A 19439-nucleotide genomic window follows, 5' to 3' on the forward strand; every position below is an offset into this window, starting at 1 on the left:
GTGTCTGCACTCCTGAGTCTAATCAGCTTAATCAGCACCACCAGCTTTTGGGTGGCCACCCTGCGCATTGCCACTCCCTTGCTCTTTGGCACTTTGGGCGAAGTCCTCTGTGAGCGGGCCGGCGTTCTCAATTTGGGCATCGAAGGGATCATGACCCTGGGGGCCATGACCGGTTGGCTGGTGGTCTATCAGGGATCCGGATTGTGGTGGGGCGTAGCCTTTGCTGCCGTCCTCGGTGCAGGTGTGGGCTTGATTCACAGCCTGTTGACCGTCCGCCTTGGGGTTTCCCAGCACGTCACCGGCATCGGCATCACCCTCTTGACCATTAATGCCGCCTATTTTGTCTATCGCATGGCCCTGCCCCAGGTCACCTCTCCTCCCAAAATCATCCCCTTCAGCCCTTGGCCGATCCCCGGTCTCTCCAGCCTGCCCTTTCTGGGAGAAACCCTGTTTACCCAGCCGCCCCTCACCTACCTCGGCCTTCTCCTGGTGCCCCTCATGGCCTACATCCTCTACCGAACTCCTCTGGGCCTCGCCGTGCGCATGGTTGGAGAAAATCCCCAGGCTGCCGCTTCCCAGGGGATCCCGGTCTATGCCGTTCGCACCGGGGCCGTGATGGTGGGCAGCGCTCTCATGGCCGTGGCCGGTGCTTTTTTAACCCTCTCTGCGTTCGATGCGTTTTTCTTCAATATCGTCAATGGGCGGGGGTGGATTTGCATTGCTCTGGTGGTTTTTGCCGCTTGGGATCCCTGGCGAGCCTTAGGAGGAGCGTTGCTGTTTGCCGGGTTTGATGCTTTGCAATTGCGCCTTCAGCAGCTTTGGGGTAGCCGGATCCCCTATCAGTTTTTCTTAATGTTGCCCTATCTGCTCAGTATTGTGGCGTTGATTTTGGTCTCTCGCCATGCCAAAGCGCCCCGCGCCCTTTTGATCCCCTTTCGCCCTGAAGAACGGATTTGACTACTGGACTTTCAAGAAGCCGAAAATTACTCCCATTGAGCCTTTGCCCTTGCCCCAGAAGCCTGTATGTCTTACGTCAAGACGATTGTCTGTTTCGCCAACTCCAGAAAAATGGCCGGTCGCTGTATTGCCGGCAAGGAATGGCAGAACGGAGAGCCAGGAGAATGGGTGCGTCCTGTCAGCAGCCGCCCGTCACATGAGGTCTCTGAACATGAGAGGTACTACGAGAGCGGTGGCGACCCAGAACTTCTTGATATTCTCTGTGTCTCTTGTGATACACCTCAGCCACTACCTCACCAGAGGGAGAACCACGTTATCAATCCAAAGCACCGCTGGAAAAAAGTTGGCCACCTGCCTTGGGAGGATATCAACAGTTGGCTAGACAACCCTGAGAATCTCTGGGGCACTGGCGAGAGCAGCTATGCTGGGTGGAACAACCGGTTAAGTGTCGGGCGAGAAAGCGGAGTTTCTCTTTACCTTGTACCGGTCGAGCATTTGCGTCTGTTGGTTGGTTACAAGGCACCAGGATACCCGAATTCTAAGCGTAGAGTACGCGGCGAGTTTGTATACAAGGGAGTAAAATACTGCATGGATGTTACCGATCCTGTGATTGAACGGGATTTCCTAATGGGCGAAGACGGTCAATATGACATCCCCGATCCGGTGCTGTGTGTTAGCCTTAGCGATCCCTACTTGGGCTATTACTACAAGCTGATAGCGGCTGTTCTCTACTCAGGTCGACTCATATGAAATCAGAGATCTACACGATTGGTCACTCAAACCACGAGATTGATTTTTTCATAGACTTACTGCGCCAGTACAACATCACCGGTATTGGCGACGTTCGCTCACGTCCATATAGCCGTTACGTCCCTCAATATTCACAAGAAAAGTTGAAAAGTGCTTTAGCGGCAGCAGGTATTGCTTACGTCTTTCTGGGCAAAGAATTGGGAGGACGTAGCGAAAATCCGAGCTGCTATGATCAGGGTAGGATTCAGTATGAACGACTGGCAAATGAGCCAGCCTTCCTCGAAGGGATCGACCGTCTGATCCAAGGTTCTAGTCGGTATCGGATCGCACTGATGTGTGCTGAGAAAGACCCTATTGAATGTCATAGATCGTTGCTGGTGGCGCGTAAACTTTTTCAAAGTGGGATTCCGGTCAACCACATCTTGGCCAATGGCTCTTTGGAGACTCATGAGGCTCTAGAATCTCGTCTTCTTGCCCTTTGCAAACTTCCAGAGGGGGACTTGTTTAGAAGTCGGGAAGAGTGTATAGCCGAAGCCTATCTCATTCAAGGCAGGCGTGTCGCCTATCGAGATGAGAAAATGTCAAAAAATGATGAGCGGAGCGCGAGGCCATGAAGATATTTACGATAGGGTTTACGAAGAAAAGTGCAGAGCAATTTTTTAATCGCTTAAAACAGCCTGGTCTGGTTCGAGTTGTTGATACTCGACTTAATAACACCTCGCAACTGGCGGGATTCACGAAAAAGAGGGATCTAGAGTTTTTTCTTCGCGAGATCTGCAAGCTTGGATATGTTCATTTGCCGGAACTTGCACCAACTCAAGAGATTCTCGATGCTTACAAAGCCAGTGGTGAATGGTCTAACTACGAGAGACAGTTTTTGTCGCTGATGGCCGAGCGTCGCATTGAAGATCAAGTGGATAAAAGTATTCTCGATGGAGGGTGTCTGCTTTGTAGTGAAGCTACTCCTGAGCACTGTCATCGTAGGCTGGTTGCTGAATATTTGCACAGAAAATGGGGTGATGTTGAAATCGTGCATCTATGATAACTAAGAGCTGGCACTACGGATTTTTCCGATTTATGCAGCTACTCCGAGTTGCAGCAGGATTCCGGCAACACGGAGCGAAAGGGATCCCTGACTGCCCAACCGATTTGGAAACTCTCTCACCGACAGCAAGCTCAATACAGGGATCCCAGCTTGGGCAGATCCAACACATTGACATCTTTGGGGTTGACCTTGAGCAGATGATGGGCGAGCAGGAAGCCTGTGATCGTCTGGGTTTGGCTGCCCCATGCGTACCTCTGTTGGGTCATGGAAGTATTCCGCCTACTTTTGTTCGGGAATGACCTTGGTTTGAATGTTGCACCCGTTGCTGATGACATCGCCGTACTGTTGCCCCCGCAACACTGGGCCAGTGTTTGCCACCGTTGCTTTTGGATCCCAAGTTCCTGCGGGCAGCTAGCGTGTATGGTAGATGAAAGCTTGTTTTTGGGTCTTTCCCCGTCCCTATGCCCAGGGCTAGCACCTCTCGCCATCAGACCGACCCCCGCTTCAGCTCTGCTATCGCTCCACGACGCTTTCCCGAACAGGCCAAAGGGTTAAAGCCCCACCAACAAAAGCAACTGCAACGGCTCTATCAACTGCGCCTACCCCCCGACCGCTTGGTGACGGTGGAGTTTGCCCAACGGCTGGGATCCCTGACCCAAGATCTGGAAGGTCAGCCCATCAGCGTTTACCTCAACCGGCGCGGCCAGGTGATCCGCGTAGGGGTGGGATCCCCTTTTGAAACCCAGATCCCGGCTTGGGAATTGCCCCGCCAGGGGGCCGAGCGCCTATCCGGGATCCGCTGCATCACCACCCAAATGGGGGAGGGGGGCCCCGGTCAAAAAGCGCTGACGGCCATGGCTTTGCAGCGTTTGGATGCCCTCATCACCCTTTCCGTGTCCAAGTCAGGAGGGCACCGACGCCGGGGAGGAGCGGCTACGGGCTTTGTTCACCGGGCCTATCTGGCCCATCTGCTGCCGGAGGGAGAGCGCCGTTGGCAGGTTTCTGAGCCTTTGCCTTTGGGGATCCTGGCAGAACAGGATCTGCAGGAGCTGGTGGCGGAGCTGGAGGATGGGTTTCGGCGCCAGTTGACCGCCCGCCAGGTGGATCTGGATCAGGATCGGGCCATCCTGGTGGGGCTGCAGGAGTCCGGGCAGAGCTACGAGGATCTCATGGATGGGTTGGCGGAGCTGAGCCGCCTGGTGGAGAGTGCCGGCGGACAGGTGCTGCAAGCCCTCTGGCAGAGGCGGGAAGGCCCCAATTCGGCCACGGTAATCGGATCCGGTAAGGTGCAAGAGCTGGCTCTGCTGGTCCAGGATCTGGGCGCTAACTTGGTGGTGTTCGACCGGGAACTCACCCCCAGCCAGGTGCGCACCTTGGAAGAGGCGGTGGGGGTGCGGGTGGTGGATCGCAGCGAGGTGATCTTGGATATTTTTGCCCAGCGGGCCAGAACCCGGGCCGGAAAATTGCAGGTGGAGCTGGCCCAACTGCAGTATTTGCTACCTCGCTTGGCCGGTCGAGGGCGCACCATGTCGCGGCTAGGTGGGGGCATCGGCACCCGTGGCCCTGGGGAAACCCAACTGGAAATGGAGCGGCGGGCCATCCAACGGCGCATCGGCAAGCTGCGGCAAGAAGTGGAAGAATTGCGCCACCACCGGCAGCGGCTGCGCCAACGCCGCGAGGCATCCCAAATTCCCGTGGTGGCCCTGGTGGGCTACACCAACGCCGGCAAGTCCAGCCTTCTCAACGCCCTCACCCATGCTGAGGTATACGCCGCCGACCAGCTCTTTGCCACCTTGGATCCCACTACCCGGCGGCTGGATCTGCCCAACCGGCAGGCGGTGCTGTTGACCGACACGGTGGGATTTCTAACCGAATTGCCAGACCAACTGGTGGATGCCTTTCAAGCCACCCTGGAAGAGGTGACGGAAGCGGATGCCCTGCTGCATGTGGTGGATCTGTCTCACCCCAACTGGGAAGGACAGATCGAGGCGGTGGAAACCTTGCTGGACGAGATGCCCTTGGCCACCGGCCCCCGGCAACTGGTGTTTAACAAAATCGACCGCCTGGATCCCGAATGGGTAGAGGATGTGCGCCTGCTCTACCCGAAGGCCCTGTTTGTTTCCGCCACCACCGGCCAAAACCTGGATCAGTTGCGCCACACCCTGGCCCAATTTGCTGCAGTTCTAAGCCCCAACCCCTTCGATAGTCAGGAACCCAGAGATCCCTAGAAGCATTCCATAAGGATTTCGCAACTTGCAAATTGCATTTATACCCCCTGTCAACATAAACATTCAGTTACATTGAGATCAGGATTGTGACCCGACTTAAAGTTAGGGAGAGAACATGGCCACCACTGCAGTTGCACCTCAAGTCGCACCTCGCCTGGCCCAGCCCCATCTGACGCTGCAAACTCTGCCTATCGGGGCCGACACCCTCGCCATTCGCTCCCAAGATTGGGATCGGGATCGATTTGATATCGAATTTGCTCTGGAAAATGGCACCACCTACAACTCCTTCTTGATTCGCGGCGAGAAGGTGGCCCTCATCGACACCTCCCACGAGAAGTTTCGCCAGTTGTACCTGGATTGCCTGCAAGGGATCGTGGATCCCACTGCGATCGACTACCTGGTGGTCAGCCACACCGAGCCAGATCACAGCGGCCTAGTCGGTGATCTGCTGGAGCTGGCGCCCCAGATGACGGTGGTGGCCTCCAAGGTGGCCATGCAATTTCTGGAAGATCTGGTGCATCGGCCCTTCCGGCGGCTGGTGGTGAAACAGGGAGATCGCTTGGATCTGGGCAAAGGGCATGTCCTGGAATTTATCTCTGCCCCCAACCTGCACTGGCCCGACACCATCCTCACCTACGACCACGGCACCCAGATCCTTTACACCTGCGACGTGTTTGGGATGCACTACTGCGACGATTTCGCCTGGGACGAACATCCCCACCTGTTGCAGGCCGACTTCAAGCTCTACTACGACTGCCTCATGGGGCCCAACGCCCGCTCGGTGTTGTCCGCCCTGAAGCGCATGGAAGCCTTGCCTCCCATCGCTGCCATTGCTACCGGCCACGGCCCCCTACTGCGCCATCACCTGTCCGACTGGGTGGGGCAATATCGCACCTGGAGCCTCGAGCAGGCCAAAGCCGAGCGCCTGGTGGCAGTGTTCTACCTGTCCGGCTATGGCCAGGCGGAAACCTTGGCTCAAGCCATTGCCCGTGGGATCCAAAAAACCGGCATCCAGGTGGAGCTGGCAGATTTGCGGCTGGTGGATGCCCACGAGGTGCGGGAGCTGATGAGCTTGGCCGCCGGTGTGGTGATAGGCATGCCGCCCCAATCGGGGCCAGAGGCGGCCACTACCCAGGTGCTGCTGAAAACCCTGCTGGCCTCTGCCCACAGCAAGCAAGGCTTTGGTCTGTTTGAGTCGGGCGGCGAAGATGATGAGTCGGTGTACCTCTGCCGCAACACACTGCAAGAAATCGGCGCCAAAGAGGTGTTTGCCCCCATTCTGCTTAAGCAGCCTGCTGGCGAGGCCCTGCTGCAACTGGCCGAAGAAGCAGGTACCGACCTGGGGCAGTGGCTGACCCGGGATCGCAGCATTCAGCAGATGAAAGCCTTGGATGCCGACTTGGATCGCGCCCTGGGCCGCATCAGCAATGGCCTCTACATCATCACTGCCCGCAAAGGGCAAGCCACCAGCGCCATGCTTGCCTCCTGGGTGGCCCAAGCCAGCACCGATCCGCCAGGGATCAGCATTGCGGTGGCCAAGGATCGGGCCATCGAATCCTTCCTGCAGGTGGGAGATACCTTCGTGTTAAATGTGCTGCAAGAAGGCCATTACCAACCCTTGATGCGCCACTTCCTGAAGCGATTTCCACCGGGAGCCGACCGCTTTGCCGGGATCAAGACCTACCCTGCTGCCAACGGATCCCCCATCTTGGCCGATGCTTTGGCCTACCTGGAGTGCCGTGTGGTGAGCCGCCTGGAAACCAGCGATCACTGGGTGGTGTACAGCACCCTAGAAGCTGGTCGGGTCTCCAGCCCAGAGGGCCTCACCGCCATCCACCACCGCAAGGTAGGGAATCATTACTAATACTGTACTAATACTGATAGTGAGCAGTGAGAAGAGAGAAGTGAGAGATAATTTCTCACTCCCAGCCCTTCTCCCTGGGGAAGCTGGGATCCCTGTAGCGAACAGACTCACAAAAACTTCAATAGGACTGCCGATAGACCAACCCACTGGGATGTAGGAAAAAAGGGCTGTCTTCTCCCAGGCGGATCCCGATCTGCTCCAGCTGTTCCCCTTGGCGGGTCGCAGGCCCTAAGGGCAGCCCCTCTGTTCCCTGTTGAATCCTTTGGGATCCCTGCTGGGCTGGCCGATAAGGGACGCTGTTCAAACCTGAAGAGAGGGGATCCGAGGGGGCATACCTCTGTCGCCAGCGCTGGTAGGGGCTGACCGGTTCGGGAAAATGTTGCGTAGCGATAACCTCTGCCTTGTCGAGTGCAGTAGCAGTGTGGAGCACTTTCTGGGCTGTCGAGAGAGTAGAGGCAAGTGTTGACGATTCTGACAACTGCAACTGTGAAGAGGGCGAAAGGACGACCACCGGGCATGGCTCAGCTTGTGCCCAAGCCCCCGGCGCAAAAACCCAGGCAAGCCAGCAAAAGAAGATGGCACACCGCATGGGAAGATCCCTCCATAGGCCCAACCCAGTCGTCTCTCAGGCCATTTTCTGAAGAGGCAGGACTGAGAGCGCAGCTCCCATCTTGCCGATGCCGACTTGAAGGCCGGGTGCTCGGGATCCCCTTGGCTGGGTGATCTGGATCAGCAGACCCACTCTTGACCCAAAAGTGCTGCGAGGCCCCCAGCTCATCCGCACCGCTAGAGCAACTGACTATAGGGGTGTATGGTCATTTCAATTCAAACTTCGATTCAAACTAGGACATTGCACCCACACCTCAAACAGTGAATGATTGAATGCACGAGGCCAGAAGGCTTTTCAAGGACTCCGTCCCGCTGGCGCGATCGGTAGTCCAGGCGTCTCACCCTAAACTGAAACGACCATAAAGCGCGGTGTCCCAAGCGAGATTTCAGCGGCAGGGCAGTCAACTGCTGAAAAAATGTGCTTTGAGTGCCAAAGTTTTGGCTTGTTTCCGCGAACGGTGCCCAAGGGCAAGGAGCATGTCATGAAACCGCGGATTTGCCAGGATAGTCTGCGCTGCTGACCCGTATATAGGCGTGCCAAGCCAAGTCCAGCAGGCCATCCAACACCGCTGCAGCCACTGCCGGGCCTCCTTTGCGTCCCTCAGTGCGGATGTGGGGCACCATGGAATCGGCTAGCTCCTGCTTGGCTTGCACCACGTTCACAAACCCAGCCGGCGTGGCGATGACCAGAGCAGGGGCCACCTCCTTCTTTCTAATCAGCTGCACCAAGGTGGAGAGGGCAGTCTGGGATTGGCCAATCACAAAGATCGCCTCAGGGTAGCGTTGGGCCAGGGTTTCCAAGCCCCAAGCGGAGCGGGTCTTGTCCCTTTGGGGACGGGTAATGGCTTCGCTGCTGCAATAGATGGGGTTGGAAAAGGTGTTCTGAACAGCCCAGGCAATGCCCACCTGCACCATCGGCTCATCGACCACAATGGTGGTACGCGCTGCCAAGGCCGCCGCCCCAGCCTGTAAGGCTTCGTTACCAAAACGGATGAGGTTCAAGTACTCAAAGTCGGCAGTAGCATAAATAACCCGACGAACCACCTCATACTCAGCAGGAGAAAGCTCGTGCTTGCCCACCTCCTGGTCGATGATCATCAAACTCTCTGCATCGGTTACGTGCCACTCCATCGATCCCAGACCCCGCCCGCTGTTTACCTCCGTAATGACAGGATTGTACCTGCAGAGGCTCCAATGGGTGGGAAAAACCATCGCTCAACCTGGGGGCCAGCCCATCCCCCGACCGCCCAGAACGTGAATGTGGAGATGAAAGACGGTTTGCCCGCCGTCTTCTCCTTCGTTGATCACCAATCGGTAGCCTTTATTTAAACCTGCCTCGGCAGCCACCCGCTGAGCGGTCAGCAGGAGATGTCCCAGCAATGCCTCATGTTCGGGCTTGGCCTGGGAAATGCCGGGGATGGGCTCTTTGGGCACCACCAAAATGTGGACAGGGGCTTGGGGGGCAATATCTTTGAAGGCCAGGGCTCTATCGTCTTCGTAAACGATTTGTGCAGGGATCTCCCTGCGGATGATCTTGCCGAAAACTGTGTCGCTCATGGGTGCTCACAAACCAGTTCTGCCCCTAGCCTACCTGCTAACCGCGCCTTCTCCTACCCAGGTGGCGAGAGTGGCGCTCGGCATCTACTGCTTCAGCAGCCATTCAAATTCCTGCCGCAGTGATTGAATATGCCCCACTCGCGAGACCAACAGCGCATCTCGCCCGGCATCGCGAAAACGAGAGCGCCACATACTGACCAAATCGGGGTTGCTGCACCAAAAGCGGATAACAGCGTCGACCAACTGATCCAAGTCCCAGCCGCGCCGGGCCGGCACTTCCTCCACGGATCCCAGCAACGCATCGAGGGTGCAGGAGCTGGTACCCAGGTATTCCACCCCACAGGGCCGCTGGGCCAGCTTCTGTTGCTGATGAAAGAACTGCAGAGCAGGGGCGATGCCGATGATCTCGAAGGTGTAAACCATGTTGCTCCGCAACGCTGACGCGACTGGGCTCAGTCCTAACTTTTTGCGAAAATAAGGGTTCTCAAAAAATGGGGTTCAGCAGTCTCTCGACCGGTTTGAAGTCGGGATCCCTTCCCAACTGCCGTCGATCTCTGATTAGGCATTGATTATACCCAACTTGGGCAAGCTGCCAAGCCGGAAAAAACGCTGCCCTGCTGACGCGAGCGGCAGATAGAGACCTTATTGAGGGATCACGGCGACAGCGCTATTGCCTTGGTGTCCGGTGCATTTAGCTAGACCGCCGGGGAGCCCCGCCCTCTGTGCATCAGCGTGAGTGCGGGAGTATGTCACTGCTGCAGGGATCCTACCCAAGTCGGTATTGCGTCTTGGGTCTTTTCTTGAGTGGGGGGGAGTTGAAACTGGATGCGCGGCTGCCCTACCCCATAGGTGAGGGTGTAGCTCCACTGCAGGCAGCGCAGCCACAGGCGGGGGTAACGCGCTTCTAGCCAGGGCTGCAGGCGACGCAGCAGATTTGGAAGCCAGCCCCTGAGCAAAGCAGAGGTCAAGGCCAGGCCGGTATAGCTGAGGTAGGTGGGTAGCCACTGGGCAAAGCCTTTGGCCCCTACGGCCTCCCAGATCCACAGCAGCAGCCGTGGGTTTTGCAGGGCAGCTTTGATGGCCATGCGGTTAAAGGCCAGCCAGCCAGCCCGGTCTTTGATGAAATCGTCCACCACCTCCGGCGGCTCGGTGGCGAGAATGCCGAAAAAGCTGTTGAGAGTGGCATTGATGCGCTCGGGGGGCAGCACCTTGCCGGTGGGCACCATCATCCCCCGCGAGAAGAGCCAGGTGACGGCGGAGTTGCCCTGGTAGGCCCGGATCTGGGCTAAGTCTGCAGCCCTGAGCAGGTCGTGGCGCAGCGCCGTATCCAGCAGATCGCACAGGCGGGGGCAGTTGCGCACCAGGGATCCAAAGCCGGTAAAGCTAAGGGGCGATTGCATAGCCGCCGCATCCCCTATGAGCAGTATCCGGTCAAAGGGTTCCGAAGACTCCGCCCCGCTGCCGCGAACAGGGTGCCGGGGCTGGCCAAATCGTCCGGGGATATAGCCGAAGGTCGCTTTTTTCCACTGCAGGCGCTCCGGGTCGCAGCGGCGGTATTCCGGCAGAATGGTGAAAAAATCTTCGTACAGTTCCAGCAGGGATCCGGGGTTTTCCGGATGCACCTGGTGGTAGTGGAACAGATAAAAGGTAAGATCTTCGCCTGGGCCGGGGAACAGCTCCCAAATGAGTTGCCGACCGCGGCTGATGTCCCCGTGGCTGGCCAGAATGTCCCCAAACTGGGGATCCCATACCCCTGGCTCAAACCCCCCCGCAATGGTAGCCCCCACCGTGGGGCAGACGCTATCAAAAGCCCGATGGCGGTAAAGCTGCTGGGCAATGGGAGAGACTGTTCCCATAGCATCCACCACAAGGCGGGATCCCAGCCGAAACTCCTCGCCGGTGGGCAAATCCTTCAAAACCAGCGTGACGCCTTGTTCGCCAACATAGGCCCGCTGAAACTCGGTGCGCTCGTAGATAGCTCCCCCGCAGGAAGTGAGAATTTGGCCACAGAGCTGCAATAGCTTTTCCGCGTCAATGGCCAGATTGAGTACCGTCGGCGTGTGCAAAACGGGAGCGCGAACCGGGCTATTGCCGTCAAAAAACTTGTTGAACCCATCCGTGTATTCCCGCAGGATCAAGCTCTCCATCTGCTCGGCGCTCAAAAGGCCCAAATCCACCAGGGTTTGCAGCTCCCGCCGGGAGATGTTCCACTCGCGGTTCATGCGGCCAAAAGGGAGTCGCTCCACCAAGGCCACGCGGTAGCCCAAGCGAGCCATGGCCGCTCCATAGATGGCTCCCAGCGCTCCTCCCACGATGGCCAGATCCCACTCCACCGGGGCCGGCTCAGGGCCAGGCTGGCGAAACAAGACCGGCTGAGCAGGGCGGTGGGCTGCGTGGCAATGTTGCACTTCTTCCCGCCAGCGCTTTTCCCACCAGTACACCCGCTGCAGGTCAAATTCTCCATTGGGGATCCGCCGAAAATACTTCACCGTTTGCGGGTAGAAAGGCTCAAGCTGATCGAAGATGGATCCCCGGTTCAGGTCGATCTGGGGCAACTGCGGGTAGCGGTGGGGAAATTGGCTTTGGATGGCCTGTTCCAGCTCTCCCAGCCAGCGAGCTTGGCGGGGGAAGGGCTGTTCCGACCACTGGAACACCTTGAGATAGGTAGTGTTCAGCCCCGACCACAAGAAAAGGGCCAGCTCAGCGCCGGATCCCTGTAGGCGCAGGCCCGTGGGGGTAAGAACCTTCTGGCTGCCTTGGGGCAGGGGGATACACTCCTGTAGCCAGCGCAGCACTTGAGCACTATCGGGGCAAGGGATCTCGCGGTAGTAAAGGGAAGTAAGCACGGCGCCGAGATAAGAAACCGAGCAAATCTTTACCCATTGTGACATGAGGGGATCCCTCCCTTTGCCGATCCCAGGGATCACCCCCTACCCAGGTTTCCCCCCAGCTGCAGATCTGCAGGGGTGTTGCAATTGGTGAGCATCCTCTCAAGGGACTCCGTCCCGCTGTCGGGAACGGTCAGGGGCAGGATGGCTGTTGGCACCTGGGACAACCAGCCCTGAAAGGATCTTCCTCCTGCCTGCAAGAAACTCTCCAGAGAACCTAGCTGCGCCAGGCGATAGAAGCCACACAGGGGCTCCCAGCCCCGCTGACTTTTGGGCAGGGCGGCCACCGTCTGAGGGGGCAGGGTGGCAAGGCGCTGTCGCCAATCCCCAAGAACCTGCTCCTGCAAGCAGGGCAGATCGCAGGCCAGCAGCAGGATCCACTCCGGGGGAGCAGCCAAGGTTTGTAGCCGCCGGATCCCCTCTTGAAAGGCCAGCAGCGGGCCTCGGTGTTGCTCTGCAACGCTGTCGCGGCTGTGAACGTTTTCCCGCCAGAGGTGCCAACCGGGATCCACCACCGGCGCATAGCGCTCCGGCCAGGGGGTGAGGATGTAAACCGCGTCGGCGCAGGCTGCTGCCACCTGAGCCACCCGTCGCAGCAGGGGGATCCCATCCCAAAGCACCAGGGCTTTGTCGGATCCCATGCGGCGGCTGTTGCCCCCGGCCAAGATCAGAGCCACGACCGCAGGCGGGGAATCTTCAGGCATTTTGGACATCCAGTTTTCCACAACGAGCAGCAGGTATTTGTGGAGGAATAGGATAGGGATCCCATCCTCTCCTCACTTTGGCCGCTATGTCTGAGCCCTCTGGTCGTCTGGTTTGGAACCACTCTACCCATATCTCAGGGTTGATCCCTGTTTTGGAACGCCTGACCCGGCAGGCGGGCATTAAAACCGTGACGCCGGGCGCTCTGTCCTGCAGCTGTGGGCGGATCCCCCAGTTGCAGTTGCGGGTTTCGGTGCCGATCCGGGGCGGGTACAAGCTGGTGGCCCGCAAGGGAAGCAGCGTGCAAGAGGTGTTTGTGGTAACGGATCTCAGCCAAACCGAGCTAGAGGCGGCTATTCTCCGCTGTTTGTAGTCAACTGTTTGTAGTCAACCGAGCCTCGTTATTGCTCCGCAACGCTGTCCCGACCCAGAACTTCGTCCTGCTGGGGCAAATGGCACATCAGTTGAGGATGAGTTAGCTATGTCTCGTGCTAGTCTCAAGCCCGCCCGTATCAGCGCTGTTTTGCCGGGATCCCTGGCAGCAGAAGTGGGCATCCAACCTGGAGAGGCCCTGGTCAGCATCAACGGCGAACGCCCCCGCGATCTCATCGACTACCGCTTCCTGATCGCTGAGGAGTGTGTAAGCCTGGAGATCTTGAATAGCCAAGGGATCCCGCGCACAGTTGAGCTGGAGAAGGGGATCGACGAGGATCTGGGGCTGGAGTTTGAAACGGCCCTGTTCGATGGCCTGATCCAATGCGCCAACGCTTGTCCCTTTTGCTTCATCGACCAACAACCTCCGGAAATGCGGGCAACGCTGCACCTCAAGGACGACGACTACCGCCTCAGCTTTCTCTACGGCAGCTACCTCACCCTCACCAACTTGCCTGCTGCCGAATGGGAGCGCATCGCTCGCCTGCGCCTTTCTCCCCTCTACGTGTCAGTGCATGCTACCGACCCGGAGCTGCGCAGCCGCTTGCTCAAAAACCCGCGGGCTGGCCTGATTTTGGAGCAGTTGGCCTGGTTTCGCCAGCATCGCTTGCAACTGCACGCACAGGTGGTGGTCTGCCCAGGCTGGAACGATGGGGATCACCTCACCCGCACACTCCTCGATTTGGCCGCCTTTCGCCGGCCCGTAGACGGGATCCCCACCGTCCTCTCGGCAGCAGTGGTGCCGGTGGGGTTGACGCGCTTTCGCCCCCCTGGTGATGAGCTGGTTCCTGTCGATGCGGCCAAGGCCCGAGAAGTGATCCGGCAGGTGGAAACTTTGCAGGTCGGGTTTCGGCAAACATTGGGATCCACCTTTGCCTGGCTGGCCGATGAGTGGTATCTGCTGGCCGGGCGGGAACTGCCACCGGCAGAGCACTATGAAGATTACCCGCAGCTGGGGAACGGGGTAGGCTCCCTGCGGCTTTTCCTCAGCCAGTTCGAGCAGCTCAAACTGCCGCCTGAGCTCCCTTCTCCCCTCAAGGTTCTGTGGGTGGTGGGCAATGCCGTAGAGCAAGCCTTCCAGCCTGTGGTGGAGCAGATGAACCGCATCCGCGGGCTGCAGTTGGATCTTTTGCCTATTGCCAGCCAATTTTGGGGACAAACCCTGACGGTAACCGGGCTGCTGACGGGGCAGGATATCTTGGATGCCCTGAAGTCTGTGGAAAACTTGGCGGACTATGATGGGCTATTGCTACCCCAGATCGCCCTCAAGGACGGGGAGCGCTTTTTGGACGATCTGACCTGGCAAGAGGTGCAGGCCCAGGTGGGGATCCCGGTGGTGCGGGTGGACGGCGGGCCGGCAGGCTTGGTGCAGGCGGTGCAACAGCTAGAACAGGGCTATGCCTACGGCACCCTGTGTTGTTCCGCAACGCTCGGGCGAAGGGAAACTGCACCGCTGACGCGACCAAGAACAGCTTTGAGCCGAGGATCCTGAGGCGATGCAGAGGTTGCGGCGAGGATTGTTTCTGCTGCTGGGGGTGGGGCTGGGGATCCTGGCCATCACGGGCTTGGCGGCTTTCTACGTAGATCTGGCCTGGTTTGCCGAGCTGAATGCCCTGCCGGTGCTGTGGACGCGGGTGATTGCCCGCTGGGGGCTGGGCCTGGGCGCTTTCCTCTTTGCCCTGGCGGTGACGGGATCCAACATCTGCTCCTGCTGGCGGGGGGCAACCTTGACCGGGGCCTGGGCGATTGCCACAGGTTTGAGTGGCTTCTTTGCTTGGTCTCTTTCCAATCACTGGTTCACGCTGTTGCTCTGGCTGAACCAGGGGCCCGTCGGGGAGTCGGATCCCATTTTCAACCGCGATCTCAGTTTTTTTCTCTTCAGCCTGCCTTTCTGGGAGACGGTGCAGCATTGGTGCTTCAACCTGGTGCTGCTCACCTTGGTTACCGTTGTCCTCATCTACTTGGTGGAGCTGGGGCTTTCCGAGCAACGGCTGACCTTGGCCCTTTCTCTCTATGCCCAGCGGCACTTGCTGATCTTGGGGGGATCCCTGTTTCTCATTCGGGCTTGGGGCCATTGGCTGGATCGCTACGAGCTGCTCTATTCCACCCGCGGCGTTGTGTTTGGGGCCGGTTTTGCCGATGTGCATGCAACCTTGCCGGCCACGACCTTGATGAGCGGGGTGGCAGGCCTGACGGCGGTGGGATTCTGGGCTTTGGCCCGCCAGGGGATCCGCCTCAACCTCCCTTTTCTCAAGTCCTGGTGCCCCCCCTGGGCCAGCTCTCTCTTGGCGCCGGCCATCCTCTGGGGAGCCTACCTGGGGTTTGGGCTGCTGACCACCCAACTTTACCCCCAACTGGTGCAAACTTTCTTGGTGGCCCCCAACGAGCTGGAGCTGGAACGCCCCTACATCGAGCACAACATCCGTTTTACCCGTGCTGGCTTTGGCCTGGCCGATGTCGAAGTCCAACCCTTCCCGGAAGGGGGAGCCCTCACCTGGGAGATCCTGCAGCAGAATCAATCCACCCTGAGCAACGTGCGCCTCTGGGATGCGGATCCCCTATTGGCCACCTACCGCCAACTGCAAGAAATCCGCCCCTACTACCAATTTCCCTATGTGAATGTGGATCGCTACCGCATTGGGGGAGAATTGCGCCAAGTTATGCATGCCGCCCGCGAGCTGGACTTTGCCCAGGTACCCCCCGCCGCCCAAACCTGGGTTAACCGGCGGTTTTTCTACACCCACGGCTATGGCCTCACCCTCAGCCCGGTGAATGTGGTGACCCCTGAAGGCCTGCCGGATTTTTTCCTATCGGATATCCCGCCGCGGGTTTCTCCCCGCTACCCTGAGGTGGCCTCCGTCTTGCGGGTGGAGCAGCCGGCCCTCTACTATGGCGAGCTGACCACCACCGATGTTTTCGTGGGCGCTGAGGCGCGGGAGTTGGACTACCCTGCAGCAGAGCGCTATGTGTACAGCAGCTACCGGGGCAGCGGTGGCGTGCCCATTCCCCACCTCTGGCAGCGGTTTCTCTACGCCTGGCATTTTGGCGATCTGCGCATCCTTCTCAGCCGCGAGCTATCTTCTGCCACCCGCTTTCTCTATCGCCGCCAAATCCGCGAGCGCATCCGTCGGGTGATGCCCTTTTTGCTCTACGACCGGGATCCCTACCTGGTCATTCAAGGCGGCAAGCTCTACTGGTTTTTCGATGCCTATACCACCAGCAGCCGCTACCCCTACTCGGAGCACCTGCCCGGCTTTCCCTTCAACTACATCCGCAACTCGGTCAAGGCGGTGATGGACGCCTACAACGGCAGCATCGATTGGTACATTGCCGACCCTCGGGATCCCCTCATCCAAGCCTACGCCCGCATCTACCCCACCCTCTTCAAGCCTCTGGAGGCAATGCCGGAGCCGCTGCGGCAACACATCCGCTATCCCCAAGACCTCTTCCGCCTGCAAGCGCAGCAGTTTGCCACCTACCACATGACGGATCCCCGCCTCTTCTACAACCGCGAGGATCAATGGCAGATCCCCGGCCAGTTCCGCAATCGACGGCGCATTCCCATGCAGCCGCAGTATCTCATTCTCACCTTGCCGAGGGATCCCCAAGGGGTTGCAAACCACACTCCTGAGTTCGTCCTCCTCTCCCCCTATGCCCCTGTTAACAAGCAGAACATGGTGGCTTGGATAGCGGCCCGCTGCGACGGGGAAAACTACGGCAAGCTCCTGGTGTACGAGTTTTCCAAGCAACGGCTCATCTATGGCCCGGAACAGGTGGAAGCACGGGTCAATCAGGATCCCTTAATCTCCGAGCAAATTTCCCTCTGGAACCAGCATGGGTCGCGGGTGAACCTGGGCACGCTGCTGGTCATTCCTATCGAGACTTCTTTGCTCTATGTTCAGCCCCTTTACATCGAAGCAGAACAGGGCCGCTTGCCTCAGCTCACCCGGGTGATCGCTGCCTACGAAGACCGGGTGGTGATGGAACCGACTCTCGGCCAGGCCTTAGAAGCCCTCTTTCTGCCGAGGGGCAGCCGATAGAGAAAGGGATCCCCTCCTCATTTTTGAGGCAGGTAGTTGACGAAACTTAACGGATGTTTTAAGTTTAGGTTGTCAATCTTCGCGCTTCCTTAGGGAAGTTTGTCCTCATGACTACTGTTATCCAACGTCGCTCAACCAGCAACGTGTGGGAGCAGTTCTGCGAGTGGGTCACCTCCACCGATAACCGCCTTTACATTGGCTGGTTTGGGGTGCTGATGATTCCCACCCTCCTGACTGCCACCACCTGCTTTATCATCGCCTTCATTGGGGCTCCGCCGGTGGACATTGACGGCATCCGCGAGCCCGTTTCCGGTTCCTTGCTGTACGGGAACAACATCATTTCTGGGGCTGTAGTGCCCTCTTCGGCAGCCATTGGCCTGCACTTTTACCCGATTTGGGAAGCCGCCTCACTGGACGAGTGGCTGTACAACGGCGGTCCGTACCAGCTGATTGTGCTGCACTTTTTGATTGGGGTGTTCTGCTACATGGGACGCGAATGGGAGCTGAGCTACCGTTTGGGGATGCGGCCCTGGATTGCGGTGGCTTACTCTGCGCCGGTGGCAGCGGCCACAGCAGTGTTTTTGATTTACCCGATTGGGCAGGGGTCGTTCTCGGATGGGATGCCCCTGGGGATTTCGGGGACCTTCAACTTCATGCTGGTGTTCCAGGCAGAGCACAACATCCTGATGCACCCGTTCCACCAGCTGGGCGTGGCTGGCGTGTTTGGGGGTGCGCTGTTTAGTGCCATGCACGGGTCGCTGGTGACCTCGAGCCTGATTCGGGAGACCTCGGAAGAGGAGTCTCAGAACCTGGGGTACAAGTTTGGGCAAGAGGAAGAGACCTACAACATTGTGGCGGCGCACGGGTATTTTGGCCGGTTGATTTTCCAGTATGCGTCGTTCAACAACAGCCGGAGCCTGCACTTTTTCCTGGCGGCTTGGCCGGTGGTGGGGATCTGGTTTACGGCGCTGGGGATCAGCATCATGGCGTTCAACCTGAACGGGTTCAACTTCAACCAGTCGATTGTGGACAGCAACGGTCGAGTGGTTGGGACGTGGGCTGATGTGTTGAACCGTGCCAACCTGGGGATGGAAGTGATGCACGAGCGGAATGCGCACAACTTCCCGCTGGATTTGGCGGCGGTGGAGGTAGCGCCTGCGGTGCGTGGCTGATGGCCTGACCTGACGCTTCAACAGCATTGGTGGATCCCCCGGCTTGGTCTGGGGGATTTTTTTGTGGTTTCCCTAGCAACAAGAATGAAGTTTCGCCTACCCTCCAAGTGAAGAGGAACGGTTCGAGCCGCAGGGATCAGTGGGTGGCGCTCAGTTCCTTGGTTGGGCAGCATTGCAGAGCAGCAGGGCATCTGGATCCCAAAGGATCTGCCCATCAAGAGCCATTCTCCCCAACACCGGCATTCCTACTTGGGCTTCCAGGCGCGGGATCAAAGTTGCATCCAGCTTTTCCAAGGCTTGGGGATCCCCAGTTTCGGGCAGGGATCCAATCAGCACCCACCCCAAACCGCGGGCCTTGGCTTGGCGCAACAGGGCGGCAAAAGCGGCAGCTTGGCTCAGAGCGGCCTCCCGCTGCAGCGTCAGCAGCAAGCTCAACCCCCACGCATGGGCCAGATCCGCCCAAGTTTGGCCTGGCCCCAGGGGATCGGCAACGCTGCCCGGCAAAACCAGTAGGGGATCTTTTTCTCCTGCCCACTCGGAGATTTGTTGCCAGAGGGCCTTTAGCTGAGCTTCCGAAGGGTTGGGATCCACTCTGAGCCGGCCCCAAGGGTGTTGAACCACCTGCTGCCAAGCGTCGGCCACTGCCGTAGCTCCTGGGATCCCCGGCCAGGTGTTGGCCACCATCACCTTCATGGCTCTGCCTCCCATAGGGCGAGAAACTCCGGCTGGATCTCGAAGCCAAATACCAAAGCCATATCCCGCAGCATGGAGACGGATCCCAGGTTCTGCTGCTTAAACCACCGCATCAACACAAAGATCTTCTGATAGACAAAGATCTCCAACGCTTCTGGGTTGTAAACAATGCCCTCCCGAGGGTTGAATTGGTGGGGCACCATCATAGCCGCGTAACGGGCCAGTTCTCCTTGACGCCAATTGAGAAAGTAGGGCATCCAGGGGTAGACTGTATCCCAACGAATAAACCACAGGCGCACCTCCGGGATCTCGGACAGCTCCCGTGGATCCTCAGGGCTGCGCGGCCAATCGATGGCGCATTGCACCTGCTGGGCAGCACGCACGGGATCGGCCATCAAGGTTTTCACCAGCTCATGGCCGGGGGTGAGATCCAGAGTTTGAATGGCCTTGGCAGGAAGGTAGAGGGTAATCGGCACGGCAACACAGCTATCTGGCTTGCAAA

At 58.5% G+C, this 19439-nt stretch carries 19 protein-coding genes; 10 read left to right on the forward strand and 9 right to left on the reverse strand.

What is annotated here, in order from left to right; all coding sequences use genetic code 11:
* The 4 genes from ACVWZJ_RS04745 (at position 1) to ACVWZJ_RS04760 (ending at position 2749) form a co-directional block, all read left to right on the forward strand.
* Positions 1–957, forward strand: a complete 957-nt coding sequence (locus tag ACVWZJ_RS04745; protein ID WP_457394936.1) for an ABC transporter permease — start codon at positions 1–3, stop codon at positions 955–957.
* A 66-nt stretch (positions 958–1023) separates the two neighbouring features.
* A complete protein-coding gene (locus tag ACVWZJ_RS04750; RefSeq protein ID WP_011432051.1) occupies positions 1024–1707 on the forward strand; it encodes a dual OB domain-containing protein in 684 nt (227 codons plus the stop codon).
* Positions 1704–2321 carry a DUF488 domain-containing protein gene (locus ACVWZJ_RS04755; RefSeq protein ID WP_414373927.1) on the forward strand — a complete coding sequence of 206 codons (618 nt, stop codon included), beginning with the start codon at positions 1704–1706 and terminating at the stop codon, positions 2319–2321. Before ACVWZJ_RS04750 ends, ACVWZJ_RS04755 begins: the two co-directional genes overlap by 4 nt.
* A complete protein-coding gene (locus tag ACVWZJ_RS04760; RefSeq protein WP_457394941.1) occupies positions 2318–2749 on the forward strand; it encodes a DUF488 domain-containing protein in 432 nt (143 codons plus the stop codon). The genes ACVWZJ_RS04755 and ACVWZJ_RS04760 overlap by 4 nt, the downstream gene beginning before the upstream one ends.
* A gap of 134 nt (positions 2750–2883) precedes the next feature.
* On the opposite strand, the gene ACVWZJ_RS04765 is transcribed toward ACVWZJ_RS04760, so the two are convergent.
* Positions 2884–3018 carry a glycoside hydrolase 100 family protein gene (locus ACVWZJ_RS04765; RefSeq protein WP_238376854.1) on the reverse strand — a complete coding sequence of 45 codons (135 nt, stop codon included), beginning with the start codon at positions 3016–3018 and terminating at the stop codon, positions 2884–2886.
* Positions 3019–3213: 195 nt separating this feature from the next.
* Here ACVWZJ_RS04765 and hflX point away from each other — a divergent pair, with 195 nt between their 5' ends.
* Together hflX and ACVWZJ_RS04775 are read left to right on the forward strand one after the other, a co-directional pair.
* The gene (gene hflX, locus ACVWZJ_RS04770; RefSeq protein WP_457394945.1) at positions 3214–4980 is read left to right on the forward strand and encodes a GTPase HflX; all 1767 of its coding nucleotides are present in this window, start codon (positions 3214–3216) and stop codon (positions 4978–4980) included.
* Positions 4981–5095: 115 nt separating this feature from the next.
* Positions 5096–6844 (forward strand): diflavin flavoprotein, encoded by a 1749-nt coding sequence (locus ACVWZJ_RS04775; RefSeq protein ID WP_457394948.1) that lies wholly within the window; start codon positions 5096–5098, stop codon positions 6842–6844.
* Between the two features lie 118 nt (positions 6845–6962).
* On the opposite strand, the gene ACVWZJ_RS04780 is transcribed toward ACVWZJ_RS04775, so the two are convergent.
* From ACVWZJ_RS04780 to ACVWZJ_RS04805, 6 genes are all read right to left on the reverse strand, one after another.
* Positions 6963–7433, reverse strand: a complete 471-nt coding sequence (locus ACVWZJ_RS04780; RefSeq protein WP_011432045.1) for a hypothetical protein — start codon at positions 7431–7433, stop codon at positions 6963–6965.
* A 500-nt stretch (positions 7434–7933) separates the two neighbouring features.
* Positions 7934–8584: a precorrin-8X methylmutase gene (locus ACVWZJ_RS04785; RefSeq protein ID WP_011432044.1), complete on the reverse strand. Its 651-nt coding sequence runs from the start codon at positions 8582–8584 to the stop codon at positions 7934–7936.
* A gap of 84 nt (positions 8585–8668) precedes the next feature.
* Positions 8669–9010: a histidine triad nucleotide-binding protein gene (locus ACVWZJ_RS04790; RefSeq protein WP_011432043.1), complete on the reverse strand. Its 342-nt coding sequence runs from the start codon at positions 9008–9010 to the stop codon at positions 8669–8671.
* A gap of 84 nt (positions 9011–9094) precedes the next feature.
* Positions 9095–9433: a hypothetical protein gene (locus ACVWZJ_RS04795; protein ID WP_011432042.1), complete on the reverse strand. Its 339-nt coding sequence runs from the start codon at positions 9431–9433 to the stop codon at positions 9095–9097.
* A 326-nt stretch (positions 9434–9759) separates the two neighbouring features.
* Entirely contained in the window at positions 9760–11856 is a 2097-nt protein-coding gene (locus tag ACVWZJ_RS04800) for an FAD-dependent oxidoreductase (RefSeq protein ID WP_011432041.1), read from the reverse strand.
* 77 nt (positions 11857–11933) lie between these two features.
* The gene (locus tag ACVWZJ_RS04805; RefSeq protein WP_202943706.1) at positions 11934–12611 is read right to left on the reverse strand and encodes a molybdenum cofactor guanylyltransferase; all 678 of its coding nucleotides are present in this window, start codon (positions 12609–12611) and stop codon (positions 11934–11936) included.
* 77 nt (positions 12612–12688) lie between these two features.
* Here ACVWZJ_RS04805 and ACVWZJ_RS04810 point away from each other — a divergent pair, with 77 nt between their 5' ends.
* The 4 genes from ACVWZJ_RS04810 (at position 12689) to psbA (ending at position 18244) form a co-directional block, all read left to right on the forward strand.
* On the forward strand, positions 12689–12973 hold the full coding sequence (locus ACVWZJ_RS04810; RefSeq protein WP_457394953.1) for a DUF2103 domain-containing protein: 285 nt from the start codon (positions 12689–12691) through the stop codon (positions 12971–12973).
* 108 nt (positions 12974–13081) lie between these two features.
* Complete coding sequence (locus ACVWZJ_RS04815) at positions 13082–14524, forward strand: TIGR03279 family radical SAM protein (protein ID WP_011432038.1); 1443 nt, start codon at positions 13082–13084, stop codon at positions 14522–14524.
* Positions 14525–14528: 4 nt separating this feature from the next.
* A complete protein-coding gene (locus tag ACVWZJ_RS04820) occupies positions 14529–17072 on the forward strand; it encodes a UPF0182 family membrane protein (protein WP_457394956.1) in 2544 nt (847 codons plus the stop codon).
* A gap of 107 nt (positions 17073–17179) precedes the next feature.
* Positions 17180–18244: a photosystem II q(b) protein gene (psbA, locus tag ACVWZJ_RS04825; protein ID WP_457394959.1), complete on the forward strand. Its 1065-nt coding sequence runs from the start codon at positions 17180–17182 to the stop codon at positions 18242–18244.
* A 150-nt stretch (positions 18245–18394) separates the two neighbouring features.
* On the opposite strand, the gene ACVWZJ_RS04830 is transcribed toward psbA, so the two are convergent.
* Positions 18395–18952 carry a hypothetical protein gene (locus ACVWZJ_RS04830; RefSeq protein ID WP_457394962.1) on the reverse strand — a complete coding sequence of 186 codons (558 nt, stop codon included), beginning with the start codon at positions 18950–18952 and terminating at the stop codon, positions 18395–18397.
* The gene (locus ACVWZJ_RS04835; protein WP_011432033.1) at positions 18934–19413 is read right to left on the reverse strand and encodes a CRR6 family NdhI maturation factor; all 480 of its coding nucleotides are present in this window, start codon (positions 19411–19413) and stop codon (positions 18934–18936) included. Before ACVWZJ_RS04835 ends, ACVWZJ_RS04830 begins: the two co-directional genes overlap by 19 nt.
* Between the last annotated feature and the right edge of the window lie 26 nt (positions 19414–19439).

This window comes from Thermostichus sp. OS-CIW-29 (assembly GCF_054058195.1).

Coding starts and splice junctions, on each gene's coding strand:
- ACVWZJ_RS04790 (WP_011432043.1), bottom strand. CDS start 9,010: ATGAGCGACACAGTTTTCGGCAAGATCATCCGCAGGGAGATCCCTGCA.
- ACVWZJ_RS04755 (WP_414373927.1), top strand. CDS start 1,704: ATGAAATCAGAGATCTACACGATTGGTCACTCAAACCACGAGATTGAT.
- ACVWZJ_RS04785 (WP_011432044.1), bottom strand. CDS start 8,584: ATGGAGTGGCACGTAACCGATGCAGAGAGTTTGATGATCATCGACCAG.
- ACVWZJ_RS04760 (WP_457394941.1), top strand. CDS start 2,318: ATGAAGATATTTACGATAGGGTTTACGAAGAAAAGTGCAGAGCAATTT.
- hflX (WP_457394945.1), top strand. CDS start 3,214: ATGCCCAGGGCTAGCACCTCTCGCCATCAGACCGACCCCCGCTTCAGC.
- ACVWZJ_RS04820 (WP_457394956.1), top strand. CDS start 14,529: ATGCAGAGGTTGCGGCGAGGATTGTTTCTGCTGCTGGGGGTGGGGCTG.
- ACVWZJ_RS04830 (WP_457394962.1), bottom strand. CDS start 18,952: ATGGGAGGCAGAGCCATGAAGGTGATGGTGGCCAACACCTGGCCGGGG.
- ACVWZJ_RS04750 (WP_011432051.1), top strand. CDS start 1,024: ATGTCTTACGTCAAGACGATTGTCTGTTTCGCCAACTCCAGAAAAATG.
- ACVWZJ_RS04775 (WP_457394948.1), top strand. CDS start 5,096: ATGGCCACCACTGCAGTTGCACCTCAAGTCGCACCTCGCCTGGCCCAG.
- ACVWZJ_RS04765 (WP_238376854.1), bottom strand. CDS start 3,018: ATGACCCAACAGAGGTACGCATGGGGCAGCCAAACCCAGACGATCACA.
- ACVWZJ_RS04780 (WP_011432045.1), bottom strand. CDS start 7,433: ATGCGGTGTGCCATCTTCTTTTGCTGGCTTGCCTGGGTTTTTGCGCCG.
- ACVWZJ_RS04815 (WP_011432038.1), top strand. CDS start 13,082: ATGTCTCGTGCTAGTCTCAAGCCCGCCCGTATCAGCGCTGTTTTGCCG.
- psbA (WP_457394959.1), top strand. CDS start 17,180: ATGACTACTGTTATCCAACGTCGCTCAACCAGCAACGTGTGGGAGCAG.
- ACVWZJ_RS04805 (WP_202943706.1), bottom strand. CDS start 12,611: ATGTCCAAAATGCCTGAAGATTCCCCGCCTGCGGTCGTGGCTCTGATC.
- ACVWZJ_RS04795 (WP_011432042.1), bottom strand. CDS start 9,433: ATGGTTTACACCTTCGAGATCATCGGCATCGCCCCTGCTCTGCAGTTC.
- ACVWZJ_RS04810 (WP_457394953.1), top strand. CDS start 12,689: ATGTCTGAGCCCTCTGGTCGTCTGGTTTGGAACCACTCTACCCATATC.